The 20,188-nt window shown below is 60.0% G+C and carries 18 protein-coding genes; 3 read left to right on the forward strand and 15 right to left on the reverse strand.

Features of this window, described 5'->3' with window-relative positions; all coding sequences use genetic code 11:
- Nucleotides 1-157: 157 nt before the first annotated feature.
- Nucleotides 158-1,498, reverse strand: coding sequence for an NAD(P)/FAD-dependent oxidoreductase (locus HMPREF2736_RS04095; RefSeq protein ID WP_070828955.1), 1,341 nt, complete (start codon nucleotides 1,496-1,498; stop codon nucleotides 158-160).
- A gap of 116 nt (nucleotides 1,499-1,614) precedes the next feature.
- Here HMPREF2736_RS04095 and HMPREF2736_RS04100 point away from each other — a divergent pair, with 116 nt between their 5' ends.
- The gene (locus tag HMPREF2736_RS04100; protein WP_070828956.1) at nucleotides 1,615-2,949 is read left to right on the forward strand and encodes a class I SAM-dependent methyltransferase; all 1,335 of its coding nucleotides are present in this window, start codon (nucleotides 1,615-1,617) and stop codon (nucleotides 2,947-2,949) included.
- On the opposite strand, the gene HMPREF2736_RS04105 is transcribed toward HMPREF2736_RS04100, so the two are convergent.
- The 3 genes from HMPREF2736_RS04105 to HMPREF2736_RS04115 form a co-directional block, all read right to left on the reverse strand.
- A complete protein-coding gene (locus tag HMPREF2736_RS04105; RefSeq protein ID WP_070828957.1) occupies nucleotides 2,946-5,867 on the reverse strand; it encodes an FAD-binding and (Fe-S)-binding domain-containing protein in 2,922 nt (973 codons plus the stop codon). The two genes, HMPREF2736_RS04100 and HMPREF2736_RS04105, sit on opposite strands and share 4 nt — an antisense overlap.
- 99 nt (nucleotides 5,868-5,966) lie before the next feature.
- Entirely contained in the window at nucleotides 5,967-6,632 is a 666-nt protein-coding gene (locus HMPREF2736_RS04110; RefSeq protein WP_083292066.1) for a YceI family protein, read from the reverse strand.
- A gap of 38 nt (nucleotides 6,633-6,670) precedes the next feature.
- Nucleotides 6,671-7,018, reverse strand: a complete 348-nt coding sequence (locus tag HMPREF2736_RS04115) for a hypothetical protein (RefSeq protein ID WP_244268723.1) — start codon at nucleotides 7,016-7,018, stop codon at nucleotides 6,671-6,673.
- 124 nt (nucleotides 7,019-7,142) lie between these two features.
- Here HMPREF2736_RS04115 and HMPREF2736_RS04120 point away from each other — a divergent pair, with 124 nt between their 5' ends.
- Nucleotides 7,143-7,520, forward strand: coding sequence for an RNA polymerase-binding protein RbpA (locus HMPREF2736_RS04120; protein WP_070423193.1), 378 nt, complete (start codon nucleotides 7,143-7,145; stop codon nucleotides 7,518-7,520).
- A gap of 4 nt (nucleotides 7,521-7,524) precedes the next feature.
- Here HMPREF2736_RS04120 and HMPREF2736_RS04125 read toward each other — a convergent pair whose 3' ends face one another.
- The 6 genes from HMPREF2736_RS04125 to HMPREF2736_RS04150 all read right to left on the reverse strand — a co-directional run bounded on the left by HMPREF2736_RS04125 (nucleotide 7,525) and on the right by HMPREF2736_RS04150 (nucleotide 13,662).
- A complete protein-coding gene (locus HMPREF2736_RS04125) occupies nucleotides 7,525-8,511 on the reverse strand; it encodes a polyprenol monophosphomannose synthase (protein WP_070828958.1) in 987 nt (328 codons plus the stop codon).
- A gap of 26 nt (nucleotides 8,512-8,537) precedes the next feature.
- A complete protein-coding gene (gene lnt / locus HMPREF2736_RS04130) occupies nucleotides 8,538-10,082 on the reverse strand; it encodes an apolipoprotein N-acyltransferase (RefSeq protein ID WP_070828959.1) in 1,545 nt (514 codons plus the stop codon).
- Nucleotides 10,083-10,607, reverse strand: coding sequence for an FxsA family protein (locus HMPREF2736_RS04135; RefSeq protein ID WP_070828960.1), 525 nt, complete (start codon nucleotides 10,605-10,607; stop codon nucleotides 10,083-10,085).
- A gap of 10 nt (nucleotides 10,608-10,617) precedes the next feature.
- Nucleotides 10,618-11,466: a lipase family protein gene (locus HMPREF2736_RS04140; protein WP_246821224.1), complete on the reverse strand. Its 849-nt coding sequence runs from the start codon at nucleotides 11,464-11,466 to the stop codon at nucleotides 10,618-10,620.
- Between the two features lie 365 nt (nucleotides 11,467-11,831).
- Nucleotides 11,832-12,557 (reverse strand): SDR family oxidoreductase, encoded by a 726-nt coding sequence (locus tag HMPREF2736_RS04145; RefSeq protein WP_371326406.1) that lies wholly within the window; start codon nucleotides 12,555-12,557, stop codon nucleotides 11,832-11,834.
- The gene (locus HMPREF2736_RS04150) at nucleotides 12,550-13,662 is read right to left on the reverse strand and encodes a M24 family metallopeptidase (protein ID WP_070451514.1); all 1,113 of its coding nucleotides are present in this window, start codon (nucleotides 13,660-13,662) and stop codon (nucleotides 12,550-12,552) included. Before HMPREF2736_RS04150 ends, HMPREF2736_RS04145 begins: the two co-directional genes overlap by 8 nt.
- A 23-nt stretch (nucleotides 13,663-13,685) precedes the next feature.
- Here HMPREF2736_RS04150 and HMPREF2736_RS04155 point away from each other — a divergent pair, with 23 nt between their 5' ends.
- Nucleotides 13,686-14,237, forward strand: coding sequence for a S1 family peptidase (locus HMPREF2736_RS04155; protein WP_246819522.1), 552 nt, complete (start codon nucleotides 13,686-13,688; stop codon nucleotides 14,235-14,237).
- On the opposite strand, the gene HMPREF2736_RS04160 is transcribed toward HMPREF2736_RS04155, so the two are convergent.
- Genes HMPREF2736_RS04160 through HMPREF2736_RS04180 form a run of 5 tightly spaced genes read right to left on the reverse strand, consistent with a single transcriptional unit; the run spans nucleotide 14,224 to nucleotide 20,188 of the window.
- Nucleotides 14,224-16,986 (reverse strand): DEAD/DEAH box helicase, encoded by a 2,763-nt coding sequence (locus HMPREF2736_RS04160; protein ID WP_070828961.1) that lies wholly within the window; start codon nucleotides 16,984-16,986, stop codon nucleotides 14,224-14,226. The genes HMPREF2736_RS04155 and HMPREF2736_RS04160 overlap by 14 nt on opposite strands.
- Before the next feature lie 5 nt (nucleotides 16,987-16,991).
- The gene (gene tatC, locus HMPREF2736_RS04165; protein ID WP_246822084.1) at nucleotides 16,992-18,023 is read right to left on the reverse strand and encodes a twin-arginine translocase subunit TatC; all 1,032 of its coding nucleotides are present in this window, start codon (nucleotides 18,021-18,023) and stop codon (nucleotides 16,992-16,994) included.
- Between the two features lie 6 nt (nucleotides 18,024-18,029).
- Nucleotides 18,030-18,296, reverse strand: coding sequence for a Sec-independent protein translocase subunit TatA (tatA, locus tag HMPREF2736_RS04170; protein ID WP_070484785.1), 267 nt, complete (start codon nucleotides 18,294-18,296; stop codon nucleotides 18,030-18,032).
- 34 nt (nucleotides 18,297-18,330) lie between these two features.
- Nucleotides 18,331-19,263 carry a helix-turn-helix transcriptional regulator gene (locus tag HMPREF2736_RS04175; protein WP_070828963.1) on the reverse strand — a complete coding sequence of 311 codons (933 nt, stop codon included), beginning with the start codon at nucleotides 19,261-19,263 and terminating at the stop codon, nucleotides 18,331-18,333.
- Nucleotides 19,253-20,188 (reverse strand): helix-turn-helix transcriptional regulator, encoded by a 936-nt coding sequence (locus tag HMPREF2736_RS04180; RefSeq protein ID WP_070828964.1) that lies wholly within the window; start codon nucleotides 20,186-20,188, stop codon nucleotides 19,253-19,255. The genes HMPREF2736_RS04175 and HMPREF2736_RS04180 overlap by 11 nt, the downstream gene beginning before the upstream one ends.

Below are 20,188 nucleotides of genomic sequence, written 5' to 3' on the forward strand. Positions count from 1 at the left end.
CGCTTACCTAAGAGTATAAAGAAGTTTTCCGACTATAGGTAATACGTTTGGGGTGGTGTTGGTCACATAAGGTCTTCGGGGGCGGAGAGTAGCAAAAACCCCGGTCCTGCGCTCGTTGAGAGCGAAGAACCGGGGAAGTTGGGGGCGCTACGAACGCTTACTTCTCACCGTTTTCCAGGTGGATGTTCTCCAGCTGGCCTTCGGTGACAGCCAGGTTGTGGCGGGTGCGGGAGAACGCGTTAATCGTCCACTCGTTGGCAGCCACAATGCGGTTACGGCGGCCGGTGAGGAAGGACATGTGGACGCCAAGCCACATCAGCCAGCCGATGAAGCCGGTGATCTCGACCTTGCCCATCTTCACCACAGCATTGAAGCGGTTGATGATCGCCATGGAGCCCTTGTCGAAGTACTCGAACGGAGCGCGATCCTCCGGAGCGATATCGTGCTCGACTTGGTTCTTGATGACCTTGCCGACATAAGCGCCGGACTGGATTGCAACCTGGGCCACACCTGGCAGACGGTCGCGATTCATCATGTCGCCAACGATGAAGACGTTGGGCTCGTCGCCGACGGAAAGGTCCGCGTTAACAGCAACCTTGCCGGCACGGTCCGCTTCAACACCGATCTGGTCTGCGACCTGCTTGCCCAGCGGGGAAGCCGCAACACCAGCGGACCAGATCTTGGTCGGAGTCTGGATCGTGGTTTCCTGTTCGGTCTTCATGTCCTTGTAGGTGACAGAGTCCGCATCAACGTTGGTCACCATGGCGTTGAGGATCACGGTGACACCGGCCTTTTCAAGCTCGCGCTGTGCCTTCTTGCCCAGGCGCTTGCCAAATGGAGGCAGCACCTGCGGTGCGCCATCAAGCAGGTAAATCTTCGACTGCTCGGTGCTGAAGGAGTATCGGCCCGAGGTGAAGGCACGGTGCGCCATCTCCGCAACCTGGCCAGCAAGCTCGACGCCGGTCGGGCCAGCACCAACGATGACGAAGGTCAGAGCGCGATCGCGCTCTTCTGCGGTTTCCGCAAGTTCTGCACGCTCGAATGCTGCAATGAGGCGTGCGCGGATCTCAAACGCGTGATCCAAGGTCTTCAGGCCCGGCGCGAACTCGGCGAAGTGGTCGTTGCCAAAGTAGGACTGGCCAGCACCAGCGGCGACGATGAGGGAGTCGTAGCCGAAGGTGTATTCCTTGCCACTTTCAACAGAGGTGACGGTCTTGCCCTTGACGTCGATGGTCTCAACAGTGCCACGAACGACGCGGACGTTCTGCTGGTTAGCAAACATCTGACGGATGTCACCGGTGATCTCGCCCGAGGACATCAGGCCGGTTGCCACCTGGTAGAGCAGTGGCGGGAAAAGGTGGTGGGTGGTGCTGTTGATCAGGGTCACATCGACATCAGCATCCGCAAGTTCCTTGGCTGCGTTGACGCCACCGAAGCCAGCGCCGATGATGACAACATGATGGCGGTTTCCGTCTGGGCGAATGACCGTAGAGGCCATAAGTATCTCTCCTCGGTTGAATTTTTATATGTGCAACGCCTATATAGTACGCGCCGCATTTTATCTGAGCCGTGGCGTACCGCAGAAGCAGGTTCTTGGCCACTAGCATTTGTGAAATGGCCGATATCTCCCGCGCACGCAAAAGTTCCATCGACGCCGCGGCCTGGCCGGCTGTCGCTGCGGTTCCCAGGGCGCGTGGAGGAGCGCTGCGCACGAAGATCGCTGAGGCGACATTTGCTCGTGCCTGTGCGAAAGCAGAACTTGCTCTAGAAGGAGACGATGCAGCGCTCACCGTGGAATCCGCGGACATGTTTGAGCGTATCGCTGCGCGCGGGTGGACTGGCCTTGCTGAAAGTTATATGGCAGGCGAGTGGGTGACCTCGACGTCCGAAGGGCTTGTAGATGCACTCCAGGCGCTGATCGGTGCGGGGTACAGGCCGGGGCCAGCACGCGTGTCTGCTCCGAAGCACGGTCGCACACCCCTTGGGGTGATCGGGGAGCTACCTCCGGATCTGGTGCAGCATTTTGCTGGTGGCACCGCAACGCATGCGCAGGGACACTTTGGCACGGGTGTGCCGACGACTCAGCGCACGCGGATGAAGTCCCACACTCCGGGGGCAGGGCGAGGAAACGAGCCAAGGCACCACTTCGTCGACGTCACCGAAATCGGCGCTCCACTTGACGCTCATCGCGATGACCTATCTGATGCGCAACGCAGGAGCATTTCGATGCTTCTCGACGCCGCCGCTGCCGGCCCCAGCACACATTTGCTTGAGATGCCGTGCAGTGGAGGAGCGGTGGCTGCGGAAGCACTTGATCGACGCTGCACCCTGGATGTGGTTACCTTTGACGCCCGCGTGAGAAAAAGTCTTGAAGAACAGTTGATCCTCAGTGGCGCTGAAGGTGCTGCACGCATTGACGTGTTGGATTCCCCAGCCGAAATCGAAGCGTTGGCACGGCAGCGTCGCGGGGTGTACGACGCAGTAGTGAGCATGCAGGCGTTTGAGAACATGCCGCACCAGGAACAGATCGCGTATCTCGTATCCGCGGAACAGATGCTCGCACAGGGCGGCAAGGTAGTGCTGCAAACAATTGTCCGCACGAACAACTATTCCCGGAGTGCAGCGGCAGCCTTGGCCTCAACCACCGGTTATGCGTGGCCACGGATGAACGTTGTGAGTCGCGATGACGTTGCCCGGATCGTCGATAAGCACACTGCATTGCGCGTGACTGCGGTGACAACCGCACCTGAACACCTCGCAGCATCGCTGAGGCTGCAGCGAATGGCCTTCGACGCCCACTTACGCGACGCCGCAGCGGATGGCTACGACGTTGTATTCCGCAGGATGTGGACTTGGCAGCTAGCCCTGCGCGAAGCCCTTGCACGATTGGAAATGCTGGACCTCGCGCAGGTCACGATGGTGCAGCGCCACCGCGGAGGCCGTCGCTAGGCTAACGTGACCTCCGGTCGGGATGCACGCTCGACCAGTACTGCAATCGACTCAAATGGCTTTCCGGCCACCATCTGTAGGCCCATCTCGCAGGTGCGGTTTGCTGACACGAAGCGTGCATAATTGCCACGATTGAGCCCCTCGCGTTCCTCGCGAGTCGCCGACTCAACCAGCTCAGGGTGCAACATCACACGATCGCCAGCTGTGCCACAGCAGGCCGCCCCAGCGGGCACTTCCGCATCGCCACACGCAGCTGCGACACGCATGAGCGCTTCCGTGGTACCAAGGTGCTGACCGGAGCATGGCGGGTGGACAGCAATACGCCCCTGGTCCTGAGTGATGGGCAGGTGCTCCATGATCTCTTCGTCGAGCCACTGCACCAGGTCGAGAACGCGAATCGCCTCGAAACGTTCAAGATCAGCAGGGGAGAGTACCTCCGGCATGGAATCCACCACGGTATGGGTGCACGAGGCTGCATCGATGATCACAGGCAGTGCGCCTTGCTCTGACCACTGCCACATGCACTCCAGCAGGTCGAGTGCCTTCGCACGGTATGCATCGTCGAATCCCTTCGAAGAAAACGGCATGCCACAGCAACCGCCGTCAACGTTTTCCGGGATCCACACAGGTGCTCCGCTTCGTCGGCCGAGTTCAACAACCGCCTGTGGCACAGCAATCTGATCAGCAGAACCAGCAGGTTGGCCGAAGATACGGTTTACACAGGCAGGGAAGTAGACAGCTGCGGAACCGCTGCGCGAGGTTTCCGGCATCTGTGGTGCCTTGTGCGGCATGGGCCCTGGCACAGAGGGGAGGCGCTCGGGCGAGATGAGTGCACGTCCAACCTGGGTGACAGCATTGGCCAGCGCAGGACCGAGAATATTGACGCCAGATACCGCAGTGCGGCCCAACGCCTCGACCGCGCCGTATCCCTTCGCGATCCCAGTTGCGACACGCTTCTCTGCAGGTGTTGCCTGAGCTGCGCGCAGTTGCTTCATTACCTTGCCGGTATCAATGCCAACAGGGCAGGGGATAGCGCAGGTTCCGTCGGCAGCGCACATGTCGATCGCGTCGTACTGGTATTGCTCGCGCAGCGCCCCCAAGACCTCCGAGCCTTCCGGCTGACGCGCCATCTCACGGCGCAGCACAATGCGTTGACGTGGAGTCACAGTGACGTGGCGTGACGGGCATACCGGCTCGCAGAAGCCGCACTCGACGCACATATTGATCTCCTGCTCGACCTTGGGAAAGGACTTGAAGCGCTGCAGGTGGATGTCCGATTGGCGAGTCAACTTCACGTCCGGCGCGAGGATGATGTCCGGGTCAAGCATCTCCTTGACCTCCCAGAACAGGTTCCAGATTTCGTCGCCCCATTCATGGCGCACGAACGGCGCCATGTTGATACCGGTACCGTGCTCAGCCTTCATTGAGCCGTCGTACTTGTCGACGACCAACTCAACCAGCTCGTCAAGGAAGCGCGAGTACTTCTCGAGCTCCTCAGGGTTGGAGAAGTCCGGGGTGATAAAGAAGTGCAGGTTCCCGTAGGGTGCGTGTCCCATCACACCTTCGGGGTAGCCGTAGCGCCGGAGCAACTCCATAAGTTCAGCAGCGCCTTCGCCGACCTGCGCAGGTGGGAAGCACACGTCCTCAGTAATCAGCGCGGCGCCTTGCGGGCGGTTTTGCCCGATCAGGCCAAACAGGCCGTTACGCAGTTGCCACATGGCGTTTTGCTTTTTTGGATCGGTCTCAAAGTGCAGCGGTGCCAGCAGCTCCGCGCCCTCGAGCACGGCCTCGGCGGCGGCAATGGCCTGCTGAAGCTCGTCTTCGGTGGTGCCACCGACCTCGAGGAGCAGGGCAGCGGTGGACTGGTCAATATCTGCCCATTCAGCAGGAGCAGCACTAAATTGGCCAACTGATCCGCGCATGACATCGGAGACGAGCAGTTCGCAGGCTTCAGCGCCGGCGTCGACAAGCTGTGCAACATAGTTGGCAGCATCAGTGATGTCGGGTACAACCACCCAGGTCACAGCCTTTTTCTTTGGCAACTCGATGGTGCGAATCTCAGCCTCGGTAAACACGCCGAGGATGCCTTCGGAGCCGACGAGCAAGCGCATGAGGATACGGACCGGCTCGTCCTCGTCCAAGAATGCATCGATGCGCAAGCCGTTGGTGTTGCGGATGGAGAACTTTGCGCGTAGGCGAGCGACTAGCGTCTCGTTAGCACGCAATCGATCACGGAAATCAGAGAGTTGTTTGTGCAGTTCAGGGCACTGTTTGCGGAAGGCGTCGTCGCCTTTGCGCGTATCGACGATCTCGCCAGACGTCAATACAAACTCAGCCTGATCGATGGTGTGGAAGGAATCACGCTCAATCTTGCAGCGCATGCCGCCGGCATTGTCAGCGAGGACGCCACCGATACAAGCAGATGCGGTCGAGCCGGGATCAGGTCCGAGCATGTAGCCGTGGCGTCGCAGGACCGCTTGAGCGTCGCCAAGCACAACGCCCGGCAACGTACGAAGGCGTTTGCCGCCGTCGAGGACCTCCATGCCGGCGAAGTGGGTCTTCACATCGACGAGGATGTCGTTCGTCATCGCCTGGCCGTTAAGAGACGTCCCGGCGGCGCGGAACGTCAGCGTCCGACCTGCACGGCGGGCATAGCGCATCAGCGCGGAAAGGTCTTGCGCGTTGCGTGGCTGAACGACCACGGACGGGATGTCGCGGTACGGAGAAGCGTCTGAGGCGTAACGCACGAGATCTGAGACGCGTGATTGAACATTGTCCGCGCCGACGATTGCTGCGAGCGCCGCGACGAGTTCCGGGTCGGAGCCGCCAGTGAATTGCTTACTGACAGCGTCCGGGTAGGAATCGTCGTAAACCGGCTTGGGGATCCTGCGGGGATCGGGAGAGAGGAGCTTTGCCATGGGGACAGATTACGCCGTGGTGCCACCAAATGTTACTTGACATAATGTACATTATCGGACAAATATCCTTTATATAACGTCAGGTGACGTTATATAGGGTTACTTCCGCATATCCAGACGGACGTTAATTTCGCCGTCCTCGGCGATCTTTGCGGCCACCAGCTCCGGAGTCTTCACTCCGTAGTCCTCTCGGTTGATCGGAATGTCTGCTGCGACGAGCAGCTGATCGCCCGAGCGCGCGACATTGAATGTCTGCGTGATCGTGTTCGTCTCGCCGTGGATGGTCATGTTGCCCGTCAGGTCTACGGTGCCCATCGTCCCGTCCTCTGGCACGCTGCTAAGGTCCACTGGCTCGGTGACAACGAACTTTGCCTCCGGGAAATCGTCCGTATGGAAAATTTTGCGTCGCACGCTTTCATCGCGGACATCAGAGTCGGTGCGAATGTTTGTCATATCGACGACAATCTCGCCAGCCTTCAGCGTGCCCGCCTCGATAGTCACGCTACCGCGAACGCCTTGTGTCGAGCCTGACGTAGTCCGGCGATCACCTGGCAGCACCTCGGCGAATGTGAAGCCTGCAGACGTTTGGTTGGGTCCAGGCTTGTTTGTTACCTCCCAGACGCCGTCAATTTCCGTTGTGGCGGATTTCAGGCTGGACTCGTCGATACCCTCAGTTTTGACACCGTGACTAAAAAACAGCGTCCTTCCCAACGGGATGAACGCCACTGCAAGCGCCAGAATGGCAAAGGCTAAAACTGCGATCATAAGCAGCTTCGTATTACGGGAGCTGGTCTTCACGTACCTCACCTCAGTTTTTCGAGTTTCTGGACCAAGCCTACTAATTCGTCACACAACGAATGCAACTCGTCCGCCGTCGCGCCTTCGGCCGCTGCAGTTTGGATATCCTCAGCGGCACAGCGCAACTCGTAAAGTCGATCGCGGATCTCTGCGACGCGCTGACGGCTCAGAATCACAGCGTCAGGGTCCACGGTCGTACCTGCAAGGAGTGTGCGCTGTTCGTACGCACGCTGCTTGCACGAAGAGCTGCAATATTTCCGCTTGCGGCCACGCCCCTGGTTGATTTCAATCTCTTTACCGCACCACGCGCAAACGTTTGTAGTCTCGTTTACTCTCCGCTTCCTGATCTTCACGGCGGCAAGTCTATTACAGGTGTCAAGCCCGGGTGAGGTCAGGGAACAAAACGAATTAGTGGACCGTTATACTTGAGCGATTGCTGGGCAACCGGGCAATAACGACGACAAGGATGGAGACAACATGGCTGATCGAGTGCTACGCGGTAGCCGCATGGGTGCCGTGAGCTACGAAACTGACCGCGACCATGATCTCGCGCCGCGTCGCATGGCGAAGTACCAAACACCCAATGGTGAGGTGTTTGAGGTTCCGTTCGCCGATGAGGCTGAGATCCCCGAAGAGTGGATGTGCAAGAACGGTCAGACCGGCACGCTCATGGAGGGCGAAGGTGTCGAGTCGAAGCCGACGAAGCCGCCGCGTACCCACTGGGACATGCTGCTGGAACGTCGCAGCATTGAGGAGCTTGACGTGCTGCTTGAGGAGCGCTTAGAGCAGCTCCGGAAGCGCCGTCGCACCGCGGCCCGCCTCGCTAAGGAGCAGGCCGCGCAGAAGGAAGGCTAATTCCCTACTTCGAACCGGAATTGAATACGTGAAGGACCTGACGCACGGTTTCCGTCGTCAGGTCTTTTGCCGTCTGTGCACCTTCTGCAACGCGACGGCCGACCTTATCCAGGTTCTTGCCGGAGAGCTCGTACTTGGTCAAGGAAGCAACCTCGTTAGCCAAGTCAGCTACCTGCGACGGAGCCTTGGTCGCACGATTTGGAAGATCTGCAAGTTTTGAGTTGGCGGCAGCGTACTCAATCTGTCGCCAGGTTTCGCTCGCCAGGTTGCCAACGAAGGAAGCCTTTTCCTTCGCTCCCCACTTGGTTACCTCTGCAAACGATGCGGCAGCGAAGCTTGCGTCCAGCTTCGACTCGCCAAGCTTGCGGTCTTCAAAAGTGATGGGGACTTCAACAACCCCGAATCCAGCGTCTGCGACCTTGTGGGCAATCTCCACTTGGAAGATGTAGCCCTTGTTGGACAGCGCATCCAGGTCGAGATCTTCCAAGACTTCGCGGCGGAACGCGCGGTAGCCAGCGGTCATGTCCTTGACATCGTCGCCAAGCGCGATCGAGATGTACTCATTGCCCAGCTTGGACAGCAGGTAGCGGCTGCGCGGCCAGTTCTTTACTTCCCCACCGTCGACGTAGCGCGAACCGATTGCCAGATCTGCGCCGTTGGCTACTGCGTCGAGCAAACGCACGAGTTCCTCAGGGGCATGCGAGCCGTCTGCATCCATTTGAACGATGACCTCGTACTCGCGCTCAAGGGCCCATTCGAAGCCGGCACGGTACGCAGCCAGCAGGCCGTCTTTTCCGGTGCGGTGGAGCACGTGAACTTCATCATGAGTAGCTGCGAGCTCGTCAGCCTTTGCTCCGGTGCCGTCAGGCGAGTTGTCATCGACGACAAGGACGTCCACATCCTTGTTGGCATCCAGCACGCGTCCAACGATAAGCGGGATGTTTTCCACTTCGTTGTAGGTCGGGATAATCACCAGGGTTGTATTCGCCACGGTGCTACGTCTCCTCGTTGTCACACTTATTTATTCCTTGGTGCAGCATACCCGTGCGCCCGGGTACGTGCGGAAACGCCTGCCACAGCCATCAGCATGATCCCTGCCGCGACAAGCAACCACTCCAGAATCTTTCCAAATCGCACAGCCGGGGTGACAGAATCGCGCAGCGGCAGCTTTTCGACGAGATGATCTGCCGTGAAGATTTCCGTCTGCTGCGATACTGAGCCGTCGGGATGGACGATGGCGGAGACACCCGAGGTGGCTACAACAACCACTGCGCGATCGGTCTCCAGTGCACGCATGCGGCTCATCGCCAATTGTTGATACGTCATGCCGGTGAACCCAAACGTGGCGTTGTTCGTCGGTGTGCTGAGCAACTGGGCGCCGTTGCGAATCGCCATCCGGTAGGCCTCGTCCTCCGCCACCTCGTAGCAAGTCGCCACACCGACTGCGATGTTGCCGAGGTGCACCACGCCGTTGCCGTCACCAGGTTTGAAATCGCCAGCCAGGTCAACCATGTCGGAGAACCTCCGGAAAAAGTCACGCATGGGCATGTACTCGCCGAACGGCTGGAGGAACCGCTTGTGGTGGTACTCCCCTGGCCCATCTTTTGGGTCGAAGATGACCATGGTGTTGCGGGACCCAACGTCGTCACGTGTGAGTGTGCCAACGAGCAACGGTGCGTCGATGCCGCGCACGGCGACGTCGATAAGCGCTCGTGCTTCCGAGTCGGTGAACGGATTGACGTCAGAGGAATTCTCTGGCCAGAAAACGGCGTCGACATCCATGTTTTGCGCGCGGAGGTCGTCGCGAAGCGCAAGCGTTTCGTTGACGTGGTTGGCCAGCACCGCGCGGCGCTGTGCGTTGAAATCAAGCCCCATGCGAGGGACGTTGCCCTGTACCGCGGCAACGGTTGCTTCGCCCACTGTCGAGGCAGGGTTATTGACCCCGATCTGCGCCACGGTGCCGAGACCGAGGGGCAGTACTGCGGCTACAAGGCCGGCCCAGCGTTGCGTCCCACGCTGCAGGATGGCCACGATGAGACCTGCCCCTGCCAGCGCCACCGCAATTGAGATCAGCGCCGGACCACCCCAAGGTGCGAGAGCAGCTAGTGGACCATTGATTTGCCCCCACGCCAGGCGTACCCAGCTAAACCCGCCGAAAGGAAACGACGAGCGGCAAAACTCAACCGCAAGGTAGATCAGCGCAAACGCGAGGAAGCCAAAGCGCCAACGCGCGACGATCACACCAAACACACCTATAGCGATGCCGTAGAGCGCGAGGAAGATCGACAAAGCGACATACGGCATTGCGCCGACAAACTCCCCGATCCACGGCAGCAGGTAGAGGTAGCAAAACGCAGCCTGCGTAAAGCCCAGTAGGCCGCCGAAGGCTGCGGAAGGACGATCAGTACCCGGCCAGCGTTGCCATGGCATGAGCGCAAGATAAAACACGGATATGCCGACGATGGCGGAGAACCAGTGTCCGTGCGGTTCGTACGAGAAGAACACCAGCCAGCCAGAGCAGGCCGCGAGTACGAACCGGAGGAAGCGGGTAAGGGCCGTCACCTACTTCTCCCCCGGCTCATTGCCGCTGTTGCGGAACCATTCCTCCAACTCGTCGGCATCAATAGCGACGTCGTCAGCATCCGCTCCTTTCTGCGGATAGGGCTGATTGGGATTGGTAAACGAACCGTAGGAGGTGGTGAACTGCGACATCGGGGTGGCCTCGTAGAGGCGCGCGCCGAGGTCTTCCATGCCGCGACGGGCGCGTTTGGTCATCGAACGACGCGCGATTGCTCGTGTCGGACCGAACACTAATAGCAGGCCGATGACCGAGCTCACGAAACCAGGGACGAGACTTAGCGCCCAACCCGCCATCAACAGCGCGGAGTCGCCAGCCAACTTGCCAAGGCTGGTTCGCCCACGAGCCATCTGCGTAAGTTCACTGCGAAGCGACATGCTGGCGGCAAAGCCGCCGAAGATCATCAGTGCGAAAATTGCCAACAGCGCCCATCCGACACCAATCCACTTGGCGACGAGAAAGAACGCGATCGCTTCAACAACGAAGTAGGACAACAGGAGCACAGGCATGGGCCAGAGACTACCCGTTGAGCCGATCGAGCAACCAACCCACGTCAGTTGCAGCGTAGAGAAAATACGGGCCGAAGTGGTTCGTGCCAGTCCTGCCACGGATACGCTTGGCCGTACGTGAGAGGAACTCCACTCCCCAACTCTCTGCCAAGGCTGAGACATCTGAGTGCGGGACAAGGTCGTCGTATGGCGAACTCCACAGACGAATCGGAATACCTAGCGGGCGTTTGGTGCCTAGGCGTGTTGCATCAAGGTGGCTGCTGGTCAACGGGAGGTCGTCGAGAAGCGATGCCATGCTCACTCCGGTCCTCGTCCAAGAGCGAGTATGCGACCACGGGCGATGCAGCACCGCCCCTAAAGCACACGTGCGCGCCCCGTTCGCAATGGCCGCAACACCTCTTGGGCTCAAGTGCGGAGCAATCTCGGCAGCAATTGCGTCGTCGCTGGCCATGAGGCCCGCGACCGCGTAGAGGATCACTACGGAGGCAAGCGCGCCATCGACGTGATGGAGCATGCTGACCATGTCCACTGGCGGAGCTGCGACCACAGCTGCCAGCAGTTGGAGATCGGGTGCGTACTCAGGTTCCTCGAGCCACGCTGCGGCGGCTCCCCCGCCCTGGGAGAAACCCCACAGACCGAGTTTGGCTGTTCCTACGCCGAGGTTGGTGCTGGCGCGCACGGCATCGGCGAGGGAGCGTGCTGCCGCAACGTGGTCGCAATAGAGCTCCACATCGTCCCCGGGGTCGCGTGGGTAGTCGGTGATGACTACGTCGGCGCCGGCTGCAAGGAACAAGTTGATTACGGGTTGTTCATACGCGGCGATCAAGTCTATGGGCTTGATACGTGGTCCGATGCCCACGGTGCAGGAATATGACGGGTCGCAACGCCGTGCAACGCCCTGCGTCGATGGCGCAAACGCGATCGTGGGCCGTTCACCTTTCCCCATCCACGGCGTACGAGAGCGAAACACTGCGCCTGTCGCGGACAAGATCCGGCCTTGAGTATCGCTCGTGGCGTATTCGATTCGCCAGGAGTCTGAGGGGTTCAACAGCCCGCTTGCCCCTACTGGTCGGATCTGTACGGCCTCGAGAAGGGACCCCGGCGTCACGCCCATAAGCCAGGTAGCTCGGCCGAAGTCTGGCCCGGTTCGTTGAGCAGGACGAACTAAGTCAAGGCCGAGCCCGACAAGTGAGCGCACACGAGGAAGGAGCAACGACGCCATGGCTACCTCGGCATGTGACGCCAGATTGGACGTGGAACCAAGCGCATAATCGTGGCCAAAACGGTAAGGCGACGCGGAATCCACACTGTCGTGCTCCGTCCCTTGACTGCGGCCTCAACGACAGCATCTGCAACGACATCCGGGGTCACAGACATGATCGCTGGTTTCATGCCCTCAGTCATTGCACCGATGACAAAGCCCGGGCGCGCCAGTATCAGGTTCAGGCCTGTCCCATGAAGTTTGTCGGAGAGTCCTTGGCAAAACGCGTCGAGGCCTGCCTTCGTCGATCCGTAGACGTAGTTGGCGCGACGTGCCCGCCAGCCAGCGATGGAAGAAAAGGCGAAGATCTCGCCGCGTGCCATTTCGTCGGCAAGGACGGTGAGCATGTTGACCTGTGCCACGTAGTCCACCGTGGCAATGCAAGCGGCCTCGCGTTCATCGCGCTCTGCCAGTTCCTGATCGCCCAAAATGCCGAAGGCGACGATGGCGGACGTGACCTCCCCTGCCTCGCGGACGATGCGGCGATGCGAGTCGAGGTTGGTAGCGTCAAAATTAACGGCTCGGACAACAGTCGCGCCCGCTGCAAGCAAACGACGTTTCACGTCATCGAGGCCGTCGCTACCACGCGCTGCGAGTACGACTTCACGACCACTGCAGATGCGCACAGCGATCTCGCCGCCGATGTCGCTGCGAGCACCGAGCAGGAGCACAACCCCGGGGTTATCCACGCGCTGCATCCAGGTCGCGGCGAGTGGTGTTGAAGGTCTTCATGCCGGTAGCCGTCAGCGTCACGATGTCTTCGATGCGCATGCCCCACTCACCTGGCTTATAGATGCCCGGCTCGATGGAAAAGGCCATTCCCTCGCGCAAGATGACGTCGCTACCTGCGATGATGAACGGCTGCTCATGGCCCGACAATCCGATACCGTGTCCAAGACGGTGGGTAAACCACTCGCCGTAGCCGGCCTCCTCCAGTACGCCTCGTGCGACGGCGTCGAGCTCCCCTGCTGTAATGCCGGGGCGGGCTGCGTCGCAGGCCGCCTGGAATGCGCGCTGAAGCGCGTCGTACGCCTCCAGGAAGTCTGGCTTCGCCTTGTTCCTACCACCCACGACGTGAGTACGGGTGCAGTCCGATTGGTAGCCAGATGGCAGCACACCGCCCAGGTCTACGACCACGGGGTCGCCCTCCTCGAGCACACGGTCCGAAAAGTCGTGGTGCGGGTTCGAGCCGTTTGGTCCCGAACCGACGATGACGAACGCGACCGTTTCGTGCTCTTCGAGGATCAGCGCGTTCAGTTCTGCAGCGACCTCGCGTTCCGTACGGCCCGGCTGAAGCAGCTCCGCAGCACGTTCGTGCACACGGTCGATTGCCCTGCCTGCGGCCTCGAGTTGTTCAAGCTCTGCAGCGTCTTTCACCATGAACAATTCCGCGACCTCAGTCTCAGCCAGATCTGTACGTGGCAGCAGGGCCTGCAGTGCGAACACGTGGTCGGCGGTCAAAGAGGAGCCGAGACCGACCGGGCCATCCGGGAGCGAGTCAGCAACGAGACGGTACGGGTTCTCACCATCGCGCCAGCCAATCACCTCGACGTCGTCCGCGCCGTCGAGCCCCAACGAAAGCAGGTCTGTCATCGGTGCGACGACACGCGCGCCATCGGCGGAGATGACGAGGGCGGTGAGGCGTTCGTGGGAGGACGCCCAGGAGCCGGTGAGGTAGGCAAACTCTGCACCAGTCCCGATCACCAATCCGCTCAAGCCACGTTGCTTTACCAAGTCGGCAGCCATTTGTCGGCGCTTCGCATACACACTTGCATCAAACGTCATGCTGGCCATGGTAGATCGATACCATCGCTGCTGTGTCTGAATCCCTCGCACGATCAATCGCCCGCATCAGTATGCCTGGACGTAGTTACTGTTCAGGCGCGCTGATCACGCCCGATACGGTGCTCACGTGTGCGCATTTCTTTCGCGGTGTGGATGAATCGAAGGTGCGTGTGCGTATCGACGACACCACGTACCGCCTCAAATCCGCCGCACCGATTCCCGGTACTGATATTGCATTGGCACGGCTCACCGAACGCTCATCGGCTCCGCTGCTTGCGATTGGGGCTCCTCCGAAGATCGGCGCATCGACGCTGACGGTTGGCTTCGGCGGACGTGCGAAAACTCCTCAGGGAAAGCCAGGCCTCTACCTGGGCAAGCTGCCGTTTTCCGCGTCACGGTCCTTTGCCACGCGTATCCGCCCCGCGGGCTTAGTCTACGCCTCTCCCCCGGCGATCAAAGGAGACTCTGGCGGGCCGGTCTTTGCACACGGCAAGCTGTTCGCAGTGCAGTCGCTCATCATGGATCCGATGAACCGAAACCTGCGAATCGCCACCGTGTCGCTATTGCCCGCTAGTTACCGATAGCCACCACACCGCGGCGGATCGCGTCGACCGCACGGTTGGCGTTATCACGAATCTGGTCCGAGTAGCCGGTCTTCTTAATCTGCTCGAGCAGGTCGATGACTTGGCGGCACCAGCGCACGAAGTCGCCAGGTGTCAGTTCCGCGCCGGATTCTGCCGCAGCTGCGAGTGCGTAGCCCAAGGGAGCACCCGCGGTCCACTGATGCATGGACAGGCTAAACCCGGCATCCGGAAGGCGTGTTGCGGGAAGATTATGGCGCTGCTCATCAGACACCAGTTCGCCGTAGATGCGCATGGTGTCGTTCATCGCATCAGCCATCGCGTCGGTTGCCGCCTCCGGTGAACCCTGGGTCGCACGACGGTTTTCGAACACCACCATGGATGCGACACCGGCGAGTTCCGCTGGATCTAGCTCGTCCCAGATGCCGCGCTTGAGACACTGTGCGACCAGAAGGTCTGAGACGTTGTGAATACGCGATAGACGCTCGCCCTCGTCGGTGACGTTCGGTTCGCCGTCGACAAGTTCGACGTAGTCCATCTCCGTGAGCAGCCCGATGATGCGCTCAAAGGTTCGGCCGAGGGAATCAGTCGACGAGTCGACCCGGCGTTCAAGTGAGGAAAGTTTGCGTTCGTCGCGCACGATGTCTTCAGCGGTCCGGGCAAGAAGCTCGCGGTCGTGGGTTGGCCAGTGATGAACCGGGTGGTTGCGAAGCGCCTCTTGAATCGCCAGCACCTGCTTGTTCGGACGGGTCCTTGCCTTCTCACGCAGTCGCTTCGGCGCGTTGAAGTGGCCACGGTGCAGCATGTCTGCCACCTTGCGCGCGTGTTTTCGTGGCTGTTGCTGCATGTGACGTGGCACCTTGATGCGGCCGACGACCATGGGTGGGTTGCGGAACGAGGCGGCGTCGATACGCGCCGACCAGCCGCGCTCTGTGGTCACCCAGGGACGCGGGTCGTGCTGCTTCGCCGCGGGTTGCACCACAGCGGCCAGTTCCGGCTTCCGCTTGCCTGGCAGCGCGATCACCTCGCCGACTTGAAGGCGGGCAAGGATTTTCACCGTCTCCGTGTGACGGTTCTCAATCGCTTCGCGGCGCGCTTTCTTCTCCGCATCGTTGAGGTCTCGACGCAGCCGCGAGTACTCCACAAGCTCCGCTGCGGGATCTTCGGACGGCGGCGCGAACGCGGAGATGTCGCGCTCCAACTTCTCGCGCAACGTCCGCACCTTAGCCTGCAGGCGCTCAATGTCACGGACCTCGCCCACCACGGAGCGGTCCGTTTGGAACTGGGCGAAGGACTGCTCGATAAGCCGAATCGAATCGTCGAACCCATTCATGGCCAGCATGTTGATGGCCATGTTGTAGCCAGGCTGAAATTGCGAAATCAGCGGGTATGTGCGGGTCGAGGCCAACCCGGCAACCGCATGGGGGTCCAGCGCCGGTGCCCATTGCACTACGGCGTTGCCGATGTGGTCGATGCCGCGGCGCCCCGCACGCCCGGTCAGCTGCGTGTACTGGCCAGGAGTCAGATCGACATGGGCCTCGCCATTGAACTTGACCATCTTCTCCAGCACGACCGTGCGCGCCGGCATGTTGATGCCCAACGCAAGCGTTTCGGTGGCGAAGACCACCTTGACCAAACCGCGTACAAAGAGCTGCTCGACGATGTGCTTAAACGCTGGCAGCAGACCTGCGTGGTGGGAGGCAAAGCCACGCATCCAAGCGGTGCGCAACTGTTTGAAGTTGAGCACTTCAAGGTCTTCGCCGGGAATGCCTTCCACGCCATCGTCGATAATCTGCTCGATTACGGAGCGTTCCTCCGGAGTCGTCAGTTCCTTGCGGGAACGCAGGCACTGGAACAGTGCGCCGTCGCAGCCGGCGCGGGAAAAGATGAACACGATCGCGGGCAGCATGTCCTGGCCCTGCAGGACGGAGACGACCTCCGGGCGCCCTACTGGACGCACTTTGTCCTGGCCGCGGGTACGGCCGCTGCGGGAGCGCGAACGGAAGCCACGGCCTTCTTCGAAGTCGCGGCGACCCTCATTGGAGTGGCCGGCCTCGATACGCTCGATAGCGTGCTCGAGGGAGCGGTTCACCCGACCATCCGTGCCAGGTTCAAACAGCGGGAACATCTTGCGCCCCACCATCATGTACTGGCTAAGCGGAATCGGGCGGTGCTCAGAGACGATCACCTCGGTGTCACCGCGGACGGTAGACAGCCACTCGCCGAACTCCTCGGAGTTCGACACCGTCGCCGAAAGACCAATGAGGCTCACCGAGTCGCTCAGGTTGAGGATGATCTCCTCCCACACGGCACCTCGGTCTCGATCGGCCAAAAAGTGGATCTCATCCATCACCACATGGGTCAGTCGATCCAACTGCGGCGATTCGGCGTAGAGCATGTTACGCAGCACCTCAGTGGTCATGACGACGATCTCAGCCGAACCATTGATGCTGGTATCACCGGTGAGCAACCCAACAGTCTCTTCGCCATGCTCGGCGACCAGGTCGTTGTACTTCTGGTTGCTGAGCGCCTTAATCGGCGTGGTGTAGAAACACTTCGTCCCCCGGTGCAGCGCGAGCGAGACCGCGAACTCGCCAACAATGGTTTTGCCTGAACCAGTCGGCGCGCAAACCAGCACGCCACGGTCCTCCTCGACGGCTTTGCAGGCGTCAATCTGGAAGTCGTCGAGATCGAAAGGCTTCGCGGCGGCGAATTCCTGCAAAAACGGCGTGGAGTTCTCAGGGGAAAGCATGCCCCCTACAGTACGTCCCCAAAGTCGATGTCGTTTTCGAAGCCCCGCTTCTGCGCGGTTTGCGGCGAACTGTTCTGCGGCGTCTCTGGCGCGCGGCGCACAGGTTGTGGTCGTTCGATCGGTGCAGCCTTGATACTTGTCGACGACCCAATCCGGCTCGCAGCCCCAACCGGCGTCGGTGCTTCGATGGGACCGGATCCTTGTTCGTCGTCGAGGTCCATCCAGTCTGGACGCTCACGCTTGCGCTTGCGGTCGTTGAAACGGCAGAACTGGAACGCAAGCTCGACCAAAAACGTTATAGAAAGACCAAGGATCGTCATGGAAAATGGATCCTGCGTCGGAGTCATGACGGCCGCGAAGATAAAGATCAACACGATGATGAACCGGCGCTTATCCTTCACATGCTCATAGCGCAGCACACCGACAAGGTTGAGCATGATGATGATCAGTGGCACCTCGAAGCTCACGCCGAAGATCACGATGAGAGAAAGCAGGAAGTTGTAATAATCTCCACCGGTCAGTGCAGCGATCTGAAACTCAGAGCCAATTGACATCAAGATAAGAAAACCCTGGTCAAGGATGAAATAGGCTAGAGTTGCGCCGCTTACAAAAAGAATTACTGCAATAGTTACGAAAACAAACGTATAACGGCGTTCGTTCTTTAGCAGTCCTGGCGTAATAAATTTCCAAATTTGGGATAGCCACACCGGAGATGCCAGAACAAGACCTGCGAGAGCACCAATCTTCAGTCGCAGCATGAACATCTCTAATGGTCTTGTTGCCAAAAGACGGCACTCACCGTCCCCGGTAAAATCTGCTCGAAGTTCATCAGGCAAACTGCAATATGGGCCACGAATGATTTCGCCCAGCGGCATCAAGCGCCAAGGCGCATATTGATACCAAATGAAGCCGACAATCGTCCCGACGAGAATAGCGGCTAGGGAGACAAGCACCCGCCGACGAAGTTCCTGGAGGTGCTCGACCAGCGACATCTCGCCGGTAGGATTCTTCCTCCGATTAGTCACTTTTGCCTTCATTGCCACTTAGGAGCGCGGCTGGTTCTCCGGGCGCTCCCAGAAATCGGCGTCCTGCGCGGCGCTGCGGGTCTCTTGGGCAGCCGCGGATTCAATCTCGTGCTGTTGCTTCGGCTGTTCGCCAGCCTCGTCGTTTTGCATCTCCTTGACTTCAGACTTAAAGATACGGGCGGAGCGACCCATGGAGCGTGCGAGATCCGGCAGCTTGTTTGCACCAAACAAAAGCAAGATTACGAAAAGAATAAGGAGTAGTTCTGCTCCACTCGGCAAAGTCATTGCGTTCCTTTCAACAACAGACGTGTAAGGGCTCTTAGTCTAACGCCTCGAGCGCAGAATTCACGCGCGCCTCGAGTTCAGCAGCCAGTTTCGCTGGCTCTTGGATGCGTACGCGGTCGGCTTGACCTAGGCAGAACCGGATCAGCCAGTCGCCGCTGCCGTAGTGCATGGTGGCCGGAATCCACCCCGTTTCGGAGTCAATTACGTCACTTTCGATATCGATGTCCCAGTAGTCCGCCAGCCACGTCGCGTCCGGATGAATTAACAGCCGAGCCTTCGCCTGCAGGGCCATCCCGAAGGGATCGGCGCTGTCGAAGTCGGTGTCCGTGGCGGTGGACGGCTCGTCGAGAAGCACTGCTTCCCGGATTCGGTCAAGCCTGAACGTCTTCATCTCGCCGGCATCTGCTGCTCGGAGGTAGGTGTTGCCGTCTTCATGGAAGAGGCTCGCCGGTTCGATTATTCGCTTACTCGTTGAGTCTGAGGTTGCCGAGTAATACGTCACCTCAAGTTGCTGCTTGGCAGAGAGTGCCTCGGCGACCGTAGACGCAATACTCGACGTCGTGGGGTGCTCCGCATCGCCGATGCCGCTCGAGGTTGTCGCGGTACGGATCTTGTCGGCTGCGGAGCGGACCGCGCGTGCGTCGACAAGCCCAGGCATTGTCTCTAACGAGTCGAGCAGCACCAGCAGCGCACTTGCTTCGACTGGGGTGAGGCGAAGCGGCTTGGTCAAGCCTTGATCGTCGATGATCCGCACGCCCTTCCAGGAATGCTCCAGCTCGATCATCTCCCCCGGACCAGTGCCAACGCCCGACATGTACAGCAAGTCCAGATCATCGCGCACCTGCTGCGGATCTGCGCCGAGGTCGCGCGCGATCTCCATCACCGTCAGGTCCGCGTGGTTGGATGCGTAAGCAACCAGGTTGAGCAAACGCACCACGCGCTCTTGACGCTTCAGGTCAGTGCTCATGAGGATCCTTTCCCTTCGCAGAGCGCAGAAGCTTGACGACGTCCTCCCGTACCCCAGCTGGCTCCACCGCAATAACGCTGCCCGCAATGCTGGCAATCGCGCGAACGACCCAATCGCGGTCGACGGAGGTGAGCGTGATGGTGTCGTCGATACGCTTGCCCCGCATTGCGAGTTCTTCACCGGCGCCATTGGTAACGGTGACGGTGGCATCGACCAGGTCACCTCGCAGCGATGCCTCCACAATGTTTTGGAGCTCGCCTACTTGCTCGTGGAACGGCTCTGAAGCGTTGACACGTTTCACCTGGGAGATTTTCTTCACACGGAAAACGCGCTCGGCGCCGCGGTCGATGTCGTAGCCGACGAAGTAGGCGCGGTTGTTCAGCGACACCACGCCCCACGGGTCCACCACGCGACGCTCAGGATCCTTGCCTGGTGCGCGGACAAAGTCGAAGGACATGCGCTGTTTGTTGCGCACACACGCGACGATGGCGCGCAACGTCTCTGGGCGGAGTTGGAAAATATCGTTGGACACCGACACCAACGTCGGAGCGTCCAGGTTCCGCGTCGCACCGGACGCGGCGAGCTTCGTCCATCCCGAACGCGCGAAACTACCCAGCGAGCCTGGCTGGGAAAGATCAACTGCTAGCCCGACGACGGATGCTTCCTCGGCGGTGAGATCCACCGGGGGCAGCTCGTAGAGGTCTTTATCGACCCACACTTCCCCGTCCACAAAGTGGGCGGGAACCCAGAGTCGGCGCAGTTCTGCGACGTCACGGCGGATGAGATGACCTGCAGCGTCACGGCTGCGACCTCCGTAACCGTCGACGTGGCGCTGTACCCACGCGACGTCCCGCTTTTCAGGTGAGTTGAGCAGTGCAAAGGTGAGGCCGACCTGGCGGATGATCATGTCGGAATCGTCGGCCAT

Origin of the sequence: Corynebacterium sp. HMSC036E10 (assembly GCF_001836265.1) — a bacterium.
GTDB lineage: Bacteria > Actinomycetota > Actinomycetes > Mycobacteriales > Mycobacteriaceae > Corynebacterium > Corynebacterium coyleae.